This window comes from Hydrogenophaga sp. T2, from assembly GCF_049843535.1.
Taxonomy (GTDB): Bacteria; Pseudomonadota; Gammaproteobacteria; order Burkholderiales; family Burkholderiaceae_C; genus Hydrogenophaga; species Hydrogenophaga crocea.
Map to the genome: position 1 here is coordinate 127858 of NZ_JBBHZJ010000007.1, position 13271 is coordinate 141128.

Genomic DNA, 13271 nt, shown 5'->3' on the forward strand with positions numbered 1-13271 from the left:
CCTGGTGACAACAAAGAGCCCCTTGTGTCGCCCCCTCCCCGGGCGGGTTCCGCGCCGCCCGTCAATCCGTGCGCCGCCCGCGCGTCACACCTCCAGCCACTCCTTGCGCACCGCCGGATCGGCCTTGAGCTGCTCGGGTGTGCCTTCGAACACGATGCTGCCGTGCCCCATCACCAGCACACGGTCCGAGATGCTCATGGCGATGGTGAGCTTCTGCTCGATCAGCAGCACCGAGATGCCGCGCGCCTTGAGCTTTTGCAGGTACTCGGCCACCAGCTCCACGATCTTGGGCGCCAGGCCCTCGGTGGGCTCGTCGATGATGATGAGATCGGGGTCGCCCATGAGCGTGCGGCACAGCGTGAGCATCTGCTGCTCGCCGCCCGAGAGCACGCCCGCTTCGGTGTGCTGGCGTTCCTTCAGGCGCGGGAACATGGCGTACATGTCGTCGAAGCCCCAGCGCGAGCCCCTGCCTTTGCCCTTCTGGCCCAGCATGAGGTTCTGGTGCACGGTGAGCGTGGGAAAGATGTCGCGGTTCTCGGGCACGTAGCCCAGGCCGAGGTGGGCCACCTCGTAGGCCTTGCGGCCCACGATCTGCTGCCCCTTCCATTCCACGCTGCCTTCGCATTCCACCAGGCCCATCACGGCCTTGGCGGTGGTGGATCGGCCCGAGCCGTTGCGCCCCAGCAGGGCCACGATCTCGCCGGCCCCGACCTCGAAGTTCACGCCATGCAGCACATGGCTTTTGCCGTAGTAGGCGTGCAGGTTCCGGATGTTCAGCATCAGTGCCCCGCTCCCTGGGCGTCGGCCACGTGCGAGCCGAGGTAGGCCTCTTGAACGCGCGCGTTCGCGCGCACGGCGTCGGGCGTGTCGAAGGCCAGCACTTCGCCGTACACCACCACGGCGATGCGATCGGCCAGGCCGAAGACCACGCCCATGTCGTGCTCCACGGTGAGCAGGGTCTTGCCCACGGTCACCTCCTTGATGAGGTCGATGAAGCGCGCGGTCTCGCTCTTGCTCATGCCCGCGGTGGGTTCGTCGAGCAGCACCACGTCGGCCCCGCCCGCGATGGTGATGCCGATCTCGAGGGCGCGCTGCTCGGCGTAGGTGAGGTTCATGGCCAGCACGTCGCGCTTGCGCTCCAGGTGGATCATGCGCAGCAGCTGCTCGGCGCGCTCGTTGGCGTCGTGCAGGCGCGACAGGAACTTGAGGAAGCTGTAGCGGTAGCCCAGGCTCCACAACACCCCGCAGCGCAGGTTCTCGAACACGCTGAGCTTGGGGAAGATGTTGGTGATCTGGAAGCTGCGCGAGAGCCCCGCGCGGTTGATCTCGAACGGGCGTTTGCCGTCGATGCGCTGGCCATTGAGCAGCACCTCGCCGCTCGTGGGCGCGAAGCGCCCGCTGATGAGGTTGAACAGCGTGGACTTGCCGGCGCCGTTGGGGCCGATGATGGCCACGCGCTCGCCCGCGTTCACGGCCAGGTTCACGCCGCGGATGATCTCGGTCTTGCCGAAGCGCTTGCGCAGGTCGCGCAGCTCCAGCGCCGGGGTGGTCGGGGTGCCGGCGCTCATGCCGCGCTCCTTTGCTGCAGGCGGTTCTCGATGTCTTCCTGAATGGCGCCCCAGTGGCGCACGAAACCGCGGCGCACGAACTCGAACAGACCGAAGCCCACGGCGGTGGCCGCCAGCGCGCCGGCCCAGCTGCCCATGCCGCGCGCGTGCAGCGTGAGGCCCAGGAAGCGCAGCTCGTCGCCCAGCGTGGTGCTGAGCTGCAGGTGGTAGACCATTTCGATCACCGCGGCCGCGCCGAGCAGCATGAGGCTGCCGGTGGCGAACAGCGCCAGGTAGCGCCACAGCAGTTCGCGCAGCCGGCCGAAGGCGGCCACGCGCAGGTTCATCATGATCAGGCTCGCGATGCCGCCCGGCGCGTAGATCACCATGAACAGGAAGATCAGGCCCAGGTAGAGCAGCCAGGCCTTGGTGAGCTCGGACAGCAGCACGAAGGCCAGCACCATGAGCACGCCGCCGATGATGGGGCCGAAGAAGAAGGTGGCCCCGCCCAGGAAGGTGAACAGCAGGTAGGCGCCCGAGCGCGCTGCGCCCACCACCTCGGCGGTCACGATCTCGAAGTTGAGCGCGGCCAGCCCGCCCGAGATGCCCGCGAAGAAGCCCGCGATGATGAAGGCGAAGTAGCGCACCTTCTGCGTGTCGTAGCCCACGAACTCCACGCGCTCGGGGTTGTCGCGCACGGCGTTGAGCATACGGCCCAGCGGCGTGTGCGTGAAGGCGTACATGGCGGCCACGCACACGAAGGTGTAGACCGCGATCAGGTAATACACCTGGATCTGCGGGCCGAAGGTGATGCCCATGAAGGGCTGACCCGCCATGCGGTTGCCCGACACCCCGCCCTCGCCGCCGAAGAACTCGGGGATCATGAGCGCCAGCGCGAACACCAGCTCGCCCAGGCCGAGCGTGATCATGGCGAAGGTGGTGCCGGCCTTGCGCGTGGTGACGTAGCCGAACAGCACCGCAAAGCCCAGGCCGGCCACGCCGCCCACCAGCGGGATCAGCGACACCGGCATCTGCATCGCGCCTTCGGTGACGCGGTTGAGCGCGTGGATGGCCATGAACGAGCCCAGGCCGGTGTACACCGCGTGGCCGAAGCTGAGCATGCCGCCCTGGCCGAACAGCATGTTGTAGGACAGGCAGGCGATGATCGCGATGCCCATCTGCGACAGCACCGTGAGCGCGAGGCCGCTGCTGAAGAGCATCGGCGCCACGACGAGCAGCAGCGCAAAGCCGCCCCAGATCGCGGTGCGCGCGAAGCGCGAGGACCGTGCTTTCATGTCAGCCCTCCCGCTTTCCGAGCAGGCCGCGCGGGCGGAAGATCAGGATCAGCACCAGGAACAGGTACGGCAGGATGGGGGCCACTTGCGACAGGGTGAGCTTGATGTAGGAGTTGTTGCGCAGCGCGTCCGACAGCGGCATGCCGAGCTGTTCGAGCAGCGTGAGCAGCGAGTACTCGAAGGCCACGGCGAAGGTCTGGATCACGCCGATCAGCAGCGAGGCCACGAAGGCGCCCGAGAGCGAGCCCATGCCGCCCACCACCACCACCACGAAGATCACCGAACCCACGGTGGCCGCCATGGCCGGCTCGGTGAGGAAGGTGCTGCCGCCGATCACGCCGGCCAGGCCCGCGAGCGCCGAGCCCGCGCCGAACACCAGCATGAACACGCGTGGCACGTTGTGGCCCAGCGATTCCACCGCCTCGGGGTGGGTGAGCGCGGCCTGGATCACCAGGCCGATGCGCGTGCGCGTGAGCAGCAGCCACACCGACAGCAGCATGACCACGGCCACCAGCATCATGAAGCCGCGCGTGGCCGGAAACGGCGAACACACCACGCGCACCGCGGCGTCGGCCGCGCTGCACAGCTCGGCCGGCGCACTGCCCCACACCAGGCGCATGCCGTCGATGGAGTGGTTGATGAGGGTGAACACCGGGCCGCGCAGCACCTCGGGCGGGCGGAATTCCACCGCGATGCGGCCCCACACGAGCTGCACGATCTCGACGATCACGTAGGACAGGCCGAAGGTGACGAGCAGCTCGGGCACGTGGCCGAACTTGTGCACCTTGCGCAGACACTGGCGCTCGAAGGCCGCGCCCAGCAGTCCCACCACGACGGGTGCGATCAGCAGCGCCGGCCAGAAGCCCACGAACTGCGCCACCGAGTAGCCCACGTAGGCGCCCAGCATGTAGAAGCTCGCGTGCGCGAAATTGAGCACGCCCATCATGCTGAAGATCAGCGTGAGCCCCGAGCTGAGCATGAACAGCAGCAGCCCGTAGCTGAGCCCGTTCAGCATCGAGATGATGAAAAACTCCATTCCCTCGGACCTCTCCTGGTCGGTGAAATCAAAGAGCCCGAAACGGCACCCCGTGTCGGGCTCTGTGGGTCTGACGCCGGCGCGTCAGGGGCGCTTCATCTGGCAGCTCGTGGGCGTGCTCGACACGTAGTTCGGGTACTCGGCCACCGGCGCCAGCGTCATGCCGGTCTTCTCGGGACTGTACGGGTACTTGGCGTCGGCCTTCTGCCACACCGACATGTACAGCGGCTGCTGCAGCTGGTGGTCGGTCTTGCGCATCTGCACTTCGCCGTTGAAGCTCTTGACCTCCAGGCCTTCGAGCGCCGCCGCCACCTTCACCGGGTCGGTCGACTTGGCCTTGGCCATGGCCGCGCCCAGCATCTCGAAGATGCGGATGGTGGAGCCGGTGTAGAAGTCGTCGTTGTACTTCTGGTTGAACTCCTTCATCCACTTGTCCATCTGCCCACCCATGTTGTAGTGGTTGTAGGCGATCTGGTAGACGCGGCCCGCACCGTTGGTGCCGAGCGCGGTGGGCGTGCCGGTGACGCCCGCGTAGTAGGTGAAGAAGTTGCCGTTGAAGCCGTTCTCGTTGGCGGCCTTGATGAGCAGCGAGAGGTCCGAGCCCCAGTTGCCGGTGATCACGGTGTCGGCGCCCGAGGCCTTGATCTTGGCGATGTAGGGCGCGAAGTCGCGTGTCTGCGCGAGCGGGTGCAGGTCTTCGCCCACGATCTGGATGTCGGGACGCTTGCGGCCCAGCGTCTCCTTCGCAAACTTCACCACCTGGTGGCCGTGCGAATAGTTCTGGTTGAGCAGGTAGACCTTCTTGATGTCGGGCCGCTTGGCGATGAAGCTCGACATCGCCTCCATCTTCATCGAGGTGTCGGCGTCGAAGCGGAAGTGCCAGTAGCTGCACTTGCTGTTGGTCAGGTCGGGGTCGACCGCCGAGTCGTTGAGGTACAGCACCTCTTTGCCGGGGTTGCGCGCGTTGTGCTTTTCCACCGCGTCGGCCAGCGCCAGCGCCACCGACGAGCCGTTGCCCTGGATGATGTAGCGCGCGCCCTGGTCGATCGCGGCCTTGAGCGCGTTCAGGCTTTCGGCCGGGCTCAGCTTGTTGTCGATCGAGGTGATCTCGAACTTCACGCCCGCGGGGTTGCCCTTGCCGCTGAACTTCTCGGCGAAGAACTGGTAGCCCTTGAACTGGCTCACCCCCACAGGCCCGAGCAGGCCGGTCAGCGGGTCGATGCGAACCATCTTCACCGTTTCTCCGGCCTGGGCGAACACGGCGCCGGCGGCCACCAGCATGGCGGCACCCGCCACGGACTTCATGCACCACTTCATCGCTTGTCTCCTTGAAAGAACCTGTTGATCCGGGAACACCGCCGCAGCGTAAGTCGTTACCGCGGTGGCCCGTTTCAGGGATTGCCCGCGCTCCTATCCCGCAGGCGACACCCGGACGGTTACAGGTCTTTCAAGGCGGGCTCACAGCCCCGGCAGCACGTAGTCCTTGAGCTGCTGGCGCAGCGTCATCTTCTGCATCTTGCCGGTGGCGCCGAGCGGGATCGCCTCGACGAAGACCACGTCGTCGGGGATCTGCCACTTGGCGGTCTTGCCCTCGTAGAACTGCAGCAGTTCGGCGCGCGTGACCTCGGCCCCGGGTTTCTTCACCACCACCACGATCGGGCGCTCGTCCCACTTGGGGTGCTTCATGCCGATGCACGCCGCCATGGCCACGGCCGGGTGCGCCATGGCGATGTTCTCGACGTCGATCGAGCTGATCCATTCGCCGCCCGACTTGATCACGTCCTTGCTGCGGTCGGTGATCTGCATGAAGCCGTCGGCGTCGATCACGGCCACGTCGCCCGTGGGGAACCAGCCGCGGCCCTGCTCGTCGTAGCGCAGCGGGTCACCGCCCTCGCCCTTGAAGTAGCTCGCGATGATCCAGGGCCCGCGCACCAGCAGGTCGCCGTAGGTCTTGCCGTCCCAGGGCAGCTCCTGGCCCGCCTCGTCGACGATCTTCATGTCGACGCCGAACACTGCGCGGCCCTGCTTGAGGCGCACCGCCATCTGCTCGGCGGGCGACAGGTCAAGCTGTGCGTTCTTGAGGTGGCACACCGTGCCCAGCGGCGACATTTCGGTCATGCCCCAGGCGTGCAGCACCTCCACGCCGTACTGATCGTTGAACGCCTTGATCATGGCCGGCGGGCAGGCCGAACCGCCGATGACGGTGCGCTTCAAGGTGCTGAACTTCAAGCCGTTCTGCTGCAGGTGGCCCAGCAGCATCTGCCACACCGTGGGCACGCCCGCGGCCATGGTCACCTTCTCGGCCTCGATCAGTTCGTAGACCGACTTGCCGTCGAGCGCGGGGCCCGGGAACACCAGCTTGCAGCCCACGGCCGCCCCCGAGTACGGCAGGCCCCACGCGTTCACATGGAACATGGGCACCACGGGCAGGATGGCGTCGCGCGCCGAGCAGCCCAGGGCATCGGGCAGCGCCGCGCCGTAGGCGTGCAGCAGCGTGGAGCGGTGCGAGTACAGCGCGGCCTTGGGGTTGCCCGTGGTGCCGCTCGTGTAGCACATGCTGGAGGCGCTGTTCTCGTCGAACTCGGGCCACACGTAGCTGTCCTTCTGGCCCGCGATCCAGGCCTCGTAACTCACCAGGCCGGGGATGCCGTGGTCTGCGGGCAGCGCGTCGGCCTCGCACAGCGCGATCCAGTGTTTCACCGTGGAACACTTGCTCCAGACCGCCTTCACCAGCGGCAGGAAGCTCATGTCGAAGCACAGCGCCTTGTCCTCGGCGTGGTTGGCGATCCACACCAGTTGCTCGGGGTGAAGGCGCGGGTTCAGGGTGTGCAGCACGCGGCCGGTGCCGCTCACGCCGAAGTAGAGCTCGAGGTGGCGGTAGCCGTTCCAGGCCAGCGTGGCCACGCGGTCGCCGAAGGCCAGGCCCAGGGCGTCGAGCGCGTTCGCCACCTGGCGCGAGCGGCGCGCCACCGTGGCCCAGTTGGAGCGGTGGATGTCGCCCTCGACCCGGCGCGAGACGATTTCGGTGCTGCCGTGGTGCCGCTCGGCATGCACGATGAGGTTGGAAATCAGCAGCGGTTGGCTCTGCATCTGGCCCAGCATGTGAAGGTCTCCGGAGTTTTGAAGGGGTGCGGGCATGCTAGCCCGCCCTTCGGCCTTTTCGCGCCGGGGTTGTCCCGAAGGCAACAGAAATGCTCAGGCAGAACCGGGCGCGGCGGGCATCACGTTGCGTTCGAAGCCCAGCTCGACCCGCGTGCCCTGCCCTTCGGTCGACGCCACGCGCACCGTGCCGCCGGCGGCCTGCATCACGCGCTGGCAGAACATCAGCCCCATGCCGTTGCCGCCCGAGGCCGCGCGCGTGGTCACGGGCTCGCGCGTGAGCCGCGCCAGCACCTCGGGCGCGATGCCCGGGCCGTTGTCGGTGAAGCGGATCCAGGCGTGCGGGCCGCCCGGGCCATCCTCGCAACCGGCCTCGATGCACAGCGCGGGCGCGGGCCGGCCGCGCAAGGCCTGCAGCGCGTTCTTGGTGAGCGTGCACAGCACCAGGTACAGCAGGTCGCGCCGGCCCGGCAGGCGAAAGTCGCGCTGCACCCGCGTGTGTACCCACTGGCGCTCGGTGTCGTCGAACGGGTATTCGTCGAGCAAGGCGGCGATCAGGCCGCTGGCGCTCACGGTCTGCGGCTGCGCGCCCGGGTGGGCGTCGCGCGCCGACTGCACGAAGGTCGACACCAGCGACTGGCAGTACAGCGCGCGGCGCTCGGCGCGCTGCAGCGCCGACAGCACCTCGCCGGGCTGGCCCTCTTCGAAGCGCACCGTGCCGGGCAGATCGCCGGGCTGCGCGGGGCGCAGCCGCTCGATCACCGCGCCCACGCTGCCGCGCACCGTGGTGAGCGGGGTGTTGAGTTCGTGCGCGAGAAAGCCCAGGGTTTCGCGCAGGCTGGCGGCCCGGCTCTCGTTGAGCGCGCGCTCCACCGCGGTGCTGCGAAACAGCGCCAGCGCCTCGCGCAGCGCTTCGCGCGTGAGCGCGTCTTCGAGCGGCTTTTCGAGAATGCGCAGCACGTGGCCCTGGTTGATCGCGGCCATGGCCACGTCTTTTTCGGCATAGGCCGTGACCAGCATGCGCACCAGGTGGCGGTAATCGCGCCGCGCGCGCGCCAGCAGCTTCATGCCGTCCTGGCCGGGCATGCGGTAGTCGGTGATCAGCACCGCGAAGTCGTCGCCGCGCGTGGCCAACAGGGCCAGCGCCTCGTCCACGCTGGCGGCGCTGGCGATCTCGAATTCGTCGCTGAAGCAGCGCTCGAACCATTTGCGCGACAAGGCCTCGTCGTCGACGAAAAGGATCGCGCGGGCGTCAGTGCGCATGGTCGGTGTTCATGTCGTTGTGGGTCCCCCGGCGCGGGCTTGGAACACGCCCCCACCAAACCGCGCATTGTCAACATTGCGGCGGGGTGGTCCGCACACAAGGCCCTGAGACCATGCCGGATTACACGCCCGGCCGACAATATCGCCCATGAACACCGCGCTCGCCGCCCCCGCCCACGCCGCCGACGCGCTGGACCTCGGCCCCGCCTGGCACGCCGGCTTCGCCGATCTGGGGCCCGCCTTCCACACCGACACCCCGCCCACCGCCCTGCCCGAGACGCAGCTGGTGGCGCTGAATGCGCCGCTGGCGCGCGAGCTCGGCCTCGATCCCGCCCGCCTGACCGGGCCCGAGGCCGTGGCCGCGCTGAGCGGCTCGCGGCCCATCGCGGGCACCCGGCCCGTGGCCACCGTGTACAGCGGCCACCAGTTCGGCGTCTGGGCCGGCCAGCTCGGCGACGGCCGCGCCATCCTGCTCGGCGAACTGCACACGCCCCAGGGGCCGATCGAGGTGCAGCTCAAGGGCGCCGGCCTCACGCGCTACTCGCGCATGGGCGATGGCCGTGCCGTGCTGCGCAGCTCGATCCGCGAGTACCTGTGCAGCGAGGCCATGCACGGCCTGGGCATTCCCACCACGCGCGCGCTCAGCCTCACGGGCTCGCCGCAGCCCGTGATCCGCGAGACCGTGGAGACCGCCGCCGTGGTCGCGCGCGTGGCGCCCAGCTTCGTGCGCTTCGGCCACTTCGAACACTTCTCGGCCAATGGCCTCACGCCCGAGCTGCGCCGGCTCGCCGACTTCGTGATCGACCGCCACTACCCCGACTGCCGCAGCGCCGCAGGCAATGCCTACGCGAACCTGCTCGAGGCCGTGAGCGCGCGCACGGCGGCGCTGCTGGCGCAGTGGCAGGCCGTGGGCTTCTGCCACGGGGTGATGAACACCGACAACATGAGCATCCTCGGGCTCACCATCGACTACGGCCCGTTCCAGTTCATGGACGCCTTCAACCCCGCCCACGTCTGCAACCACAGCGACCACGGCGGGCGCTACGCCTACCACCGCCAGCCCAACATCGCCTACTGGAACCTGTTCTGTCTGGGCCAGGCCCTGCTGCCGCTGATGGACGAGCAGCAGCAGGCGCTGGACGCGCTCGAGCCCTACAAGGCCCTGTTCCCGGCCGCGCTCACGCGCCGCATGGGCGCCAAGCTCGGCCTGCAGGCCACGGCCGAGGGCGACGCCGAACTGGTCGAGGCCCTGATGCAGCTCATGGCCCGGGACGCGGTCGACTTCACCATCTGCTTCCGCCGCCTGTGTGACGCGGTGGCCGGCGACAGTGCGCCGGTGCGCGACCTGTTCCTGCAGCGCGAGGCCTTCGACGCCTGGGCCGAACGCTGGCGCGAGCGGCTGCAGTCCCAGCCCGGCTTCGACGCCGCCGCCACGGCCGCGGCCATGCGCCGCGTGAACCCGCGCATCGTGCTGCGCAACCACCTGGGCCAGATCGCCATCGAGCGCGCCCAGCAAGGCGATTTCACCGAGGTGCGGCGGCTGCAGCAGGCGCTGGCCGCGCCCTTCGACGATCGTGAGGGCGAAGACGACCTCGCCGCCTTCCCGCCCGATTGGGCGCAACAGATCGAGATCAGCTGTTCTTCCTGACCCGAAAGGAGCCCGCGACATGGACTTCCCCATCAAAAAGACCGACGCCGAGTGGCGCGAGATCCTGGCCGCCAAGGGCGCCGAGCCGCGCGCCTTCGAGGTCACACGCCAGGCCCACACCGAGCGCCCCTTCACCGGCAAGTACGAAGAGATCTGGGCCGACGGCAGTTACCACTGCATCTGTTGCGGCAACCACCTGTTCGACGCCGGCACCAAGTTCGACGCCGGCTGCGGCTGGCCCAGCTTCTGGAAGGCCGTGCCGGGCGCGATCACCGAGATCGTCGACCGCAGCCACGGCATGGTGCGCACCGAAACCGTGTGCAGCCAGTGCGGCGCCCACCTGGGCCACGTGTTCGAAGACGGCCCTGCGCCCACCGGCCTGCGCTACTGCATGAACTCGGCCGCCATCGACCTGCAGGAGAAGTGAACCCATGGCCCGCCTTGCCGACATCCGCCTCTCCATGCTCGATCTTGTGGCCGTGCGCGAAGGCGGCACCGTGGCCGACGCCATCGCCATCGCCACGCGCACCGCGCAGCACGCCGAGCAACTGGGCTTCACGCGCTACTGGCTCGCCGAGCACCACAACATGAGCGGCATCGCGAGCTCGGCCACGGCCGTGCTCGTGGGCCACATCGCCGGGGCCACGAAACGCATCCGCGTGGGCTCGGGCGGCGTGATGCTGCCCAACCACGCGCCGCTGGTGGTGGCCGAGGCCTTCGGCACCCTGGCCTCGATCTACCCGGGCCGCATCGACCTGGGCCTGGGCCGCGCGCCCGGCACCGACGGCCTGACCATGCGCGCGCTGCGCCGCGACCGCGTGGAAACCGAGGACGACTTTCCGCGCGACGTGGCCGAGCTGCAGGCCTTCCTGGGCCCGGTGCAGCCGGGCCAGCGCGTGGTGGCCATGCCGGGCCAGGGCACGAACGTGCCGATCTGGCTGCTGGGCTCCAGCCTGTTCTCGGCCCGCCTCGCGGCCCAGCGCGGCCTGCCCTTCGCGTTCGCCTCGCACTTCGCGCCGCGCATGCTGTTGCAGGCGCTCGAGATCTACCGCGCCGAGTTCCAGCCCTCGGCCACGCTGGCCAAGCCCTACGCGGCGATCGGCGTGCCACTGATCGCCGCGCCCACCGACGATGAAGCGGAGTACCTGGCGAGCAGCACCTACCAGCGCGTGCTGGGCATCCTCACGGGCCGGCGCGGGCAACTGCCGCCGCCGCGCGAGAACTACGTGGCCTCGCTCGCGCCGCACGAGCGCCAGGGCATCGGCGACTTCCTCGCCGCGGCGGTGATCGGCGGGCCCGACGCGGTGCGCAGTGGCCTGCAGCGCCTGGCCGACCTCACCGAAGCCGACGAGTTCATCCTGGTGAGCGACGTGTTCGACCCGGCGCTGCGCTTGCGCTCGCTCGACATCGCCGCGGTGGCGATGCGCGAAGGGGCCGCCGCGGTGCCGGCCTGAGCCGGCTCAGGCCGCCTCAGCGCCCCCGCACCATCGCCATCACCGACGCCGCGTCCAAGGTCGACGCCTTCTGCTGGATCTGCGGCAGGTACTGCTGCTGCATCTGCTTCGCCGGGCCCAGCAGGTCCTGGAACGTCTGCTTGAGCAAGGCCGTGTTCATCTGCCGGCCACCGGCGTAGTAGCGCTTGGCCACCTGCCCCAGCGCATAGGTGGTGGCGAACGAGAACGCCATGCCCGTGGCCGCGCGCCCCACCCCGCCGAGGGTGCGCCCCGCCGCCTTGCCCAGCAGCCCGCCGATCAGCTTGCGGCCGAACTGCTCCAGGTACTGCGAGGTCAGCCCCACCCCCACCGCCGCGATGAATTCGCGGATGTGGCCCTGGTCGAGCTCCACGCCGTGCGCCTTGCCGATCTCGTAGACCATCTTCACCTGCAGCGGAATGATCGCCATCGACGCCCACGACTGCGGCAGCAGCTCCAGCGCGCCATTGAGCAGCGCGTAGTTCAGGATGGATTTGTCGAGCGCCGTGCTGTCGGGGCCGCGGCGTTCGCCGGCCGTGGCGGTGTCGGCCGTGGCGGCCGAGGTGGCCACCCCCGCCGGCGCGGCCACCGCCGCCGCCGCCGCCTGCACCAGCTCGGCCTCGGTCTTCTCGAAAGCCGCGGACGCGGCGGCGTCGGGCTGGAGCCGGGCCTTCAGGTCGCTCAGAAAGGCCGCTTCGGCCGCGCTGCGCGCGCCGTCGGCCTCGCACACGCAGACCGCCATCTCGTAGGCGAGTTCGCGCTGGTCCGCGTCGGCGAGGCTGGCAACCGCAGCGGACACATCCACGCGGCGCAGCAGCACGTCCTGGTACACGCGGGCCAGGCCGGCGGCGCCGCCCGCGCCGCCCAGCGATTCCGCGATGCCGCGGATGCTCTCGCGCTCGGCGTCGGCCTTGTCGCCGTCGGCCAGGGCGGCCATGAGGGCAATGGTGAGGATGGCTTGTTGTTCCTGGGGGGTCATGGGTTCTCCTGTGGCAGCCGGTCGGAGCCCGCAAACCCCGCGCCGGTTCCCGGCCGCGGCCGCCGCGGATAATCGCGCCCATGCGCTTCCTGATCGATTTTTTCCCCATCCTGCTGTTCTTCGGCGCCTACAAGTTCGAGGGCATCTACCTCGCCACCGGGGTGCTCATGGCGGCCACGGTGGTGCAGACGGGCATCGTCTATGCGCTCGACCGCAAATTGCAGAACATCCACAAGATCACGCTGGTGCTGGTGCTGGTGTTCGGCACCCTCACGCTGATCCTGCAGGACGAGCGCTTCATCAAATGGAAACCCACGGTGCTCTATGCGGGCATGGCCGTGGTGCTGGCGGCGGCCCTGTGGGGCTGGAAGAAGAATTTCCTGCAGATGCTGCTGGGCAGCCAGCTCAAGCTGCCCGAGCCGGTGTGGGCGCGGCTCACCGTGGCCTGGGTGGCCTACTTCCTGTTCATGGCCGGCATCAACGCCTGGTTCGCGGCCTACCAGACCACCGAGCAGTGGGTGAATTTCAAGCTCTGGGGCTATGTGTTCCCGCTGGCCTTCATCATCGGCCAGGGGCTCTACATCGCGCGCTTCCTCAAGGACGAGCCGGAGAGCAAACCATGACCGCGGCCGCCATCCCCAACGCGGCCGCCATCGAGGCCCGCCTGCGCGAACAACTGGCCCCGAGCGCGCTCGAGGTGATCGACGAAAGCGCCGCCCACGCGGGCCATGCGGGCGCCAACGGCCTGGGTTATGGCACCCATTTCCGGGTGCGCATCGCCGCGCCGGCGTTTGTCGGCCTGGGCCGGGTGGCGCAGCATCGCCTTGTGTATGATGCCCTGCGCCCGTTCACCGACGCCGGCCTGCATGCGCTGGCCATCGAAATCCAGCGCTGACTGACAACCTTCTGTCACATACCGAACGCGAACCCTG

The 13271-nt window shown here is 68.8% G+C and carries 13 protein-coding genes; 5 read left to right on the forward strand and 8 right to left on the reverse strand.

Annotated elements, in window-relative coordinates:
- Positions 1-84: 84 nt before the first annotated feature.
- From WDZ95_RS16965 to WDZ95_RS16995, 7 genes are all read right to left on the reverse strand, one after another.
- Entirely contained in the window at positions 85-780 is a 696-nt protein-coding gene (locus WDZ95_RS16965) for an ABC transporter ATP-binding protein (RefSeq protein WP_425780138.1), read from the reverse strand.
- Positions 780-1568: an ABC transporter ATP-binding protein gene (locus WDZ95_RS16970; protein ID WP_166226634.1), complete on the reverse strand. Its 789-nt coding sequence runs from the start codon at positions 1566-1568 to the stop codon at positions 780-782. The genes WDZ95_RS16965 and WDZ95_RS16970 overlap by 1 nt, the downstream gene beginning before the upstream one ends.
- The gene (locus tag WDZ95_RS16975; protein ID WP_425780140.1) at positions 1565-2842 is read right to left on the reverse strand and encodes a branched-chain amino acid ABC transporter permease; all 1278 of its coding nucleotides are present in this window, start codon (positions 2840-2842) and stop codon (positions 1565-1567) included. The genes WDZ95_RS16970 and WDZ95_RS16975 overlap by 4 nt, the downstream gene beginning before the upstream one ends.
- Position 2843: 1 nt before the next feature.
- Complete coding sequence (locus WDZ95_RS16980; RefSeq protein ID WP_166226636.1) at positions 2844-3878, reverse strand: branched-chain amino acid ABC transporter permease; 1035 nt, start codon at positions 3876-3878, stop codon at positions 2844-2846.
- A gap of 84 nt (positions 3879-3962) precedes the next feature.
- Complete coding sequence (locus WDZ95_RS16985; protein ID WP_166226637.1) at positions 3963-5195, reverse strand: branched-chain amino acid ABC transporter substrate-binding protein; 1233 nt, start codon at positions 5193-5195, stop codon at positions 3963-3965.
- Positions 5196-5336: 141 nt separating this feature from the next.
- Positions 5337-6980 (reverse strand): 3-(methylthio)propionyl-CoA ligase, encoded by a 1644-nt coding sequence (locus tag WDZ95_RS16990; protein ID WP_166226638.1) that lies wholly within the window; start codon positions 6978-6980, stop codon positions 5337-5339.
- A gap of 93 nt (positions 6981-7073) precedes the next feature.
- Positions 7074-8240, reverse strand: coding sequence for an ATP-binding protein (locus WDZ95_RS16995; protein WP_425780143.1), 1167 nt, complete (start codon positions 8238-8240; stop codon positions 7074-7076).
- A gap of 148 nt (positions 8241-8388) precedes the next feature.
- On the opposite strand from WDZ95_RS16995, the gene WDZ95_RS17000 reads away from it, so the two are divergent.
- The 3 genes from WDZ95_RS17000 to WDZ95_RS17010 are packed head-to-tail and all read left to right on the forward strand — an operon-like array spanning position 8389 to position 11342.
- Positions 8389-9888, forward strand: coding sequence for a protein adenylyltransferase SelO (locus WDZ95_RS17000; RefSeq protein ID WP_425780145.1), 1500 nt, complete (start codon positions 8389-8391; stop codon positions 9886-9888).
- A 19-nt stretch (positions 9889-9907) separates the two neighbouring features.
- Positions 9908-10315, forward strand: coding sequence for a peptide-methionine (R)-S-oxide reductase MsrB (gene msrB / locus WDZ95_RS17005; protein ID WP_166226641.1), 408 nt, complete (start codon positions 9908-9910; stop codon positions 10313-10315).
- A gap of 4 nt (positions 10316-10319) precedes the next feature.
- Positions 10320-11342: an LLM class flavin-dependent oxidoreductase gene (locus tag WDZ95_RS17010; RefSeq protein WP_166226642.1), complete on the forward strand. Its 1023-nt coding sequence runs from the start codon at positions 10320-10322 to the stop codon at positions 11340-11342.
- A 16-nt stretch (positions 11343-11358) separates the two neighbouring features.
- Here the strand turns inward: WDZ95_RS17010 and WDZ95_RS17015 are convergent, their stop codons facing one another.
- Entirely contained in the window at positions 11359-12339 is a 981-nt protein-coding gene (locus tag WDZ95_RS17015; RefSeq protein ID WP_425780148.1) for a YcjF family protein, read from the reverse strand.
- Between the two features lie 80 nt (positions 12340-12419).
- Here WDZ95_RS17015 and WDZ95_RS17020 point away from each other — a divergent pair, with 80 nt between their 5' ends.
- Both WDZ95_RS17020 and WDZ95_RS17025 read left to right on the forward strand, forming a co-directional pair.
- The gene (locus WDZ95_RS17020) at positions 12420-12962 is read left to right on the forward strand and encodes a septation protein A (RefSeq protein ID WP_166226644.1); all 543 of its coding nucleotides are present in this window, start codon (positions 12420-12422) and stop codon (positions 12960-12962) included.
- On the forward strand, positions 12959-13234 hold the full coding sequence (locus WDZ95_RS17025) for a BolA family protein (RefSeq protein ID WP_425780150.1): 276 nt from the start codon (positions 12959-12961) through the stop codon (positions 13232-13234). Before WDZ95_RS17020 ends, WDZ95_RS17025 begins: the two co-directional genes overlap by 4 nt.
- Positions 13235-13271: the final 37 nt, after the last annotated feature.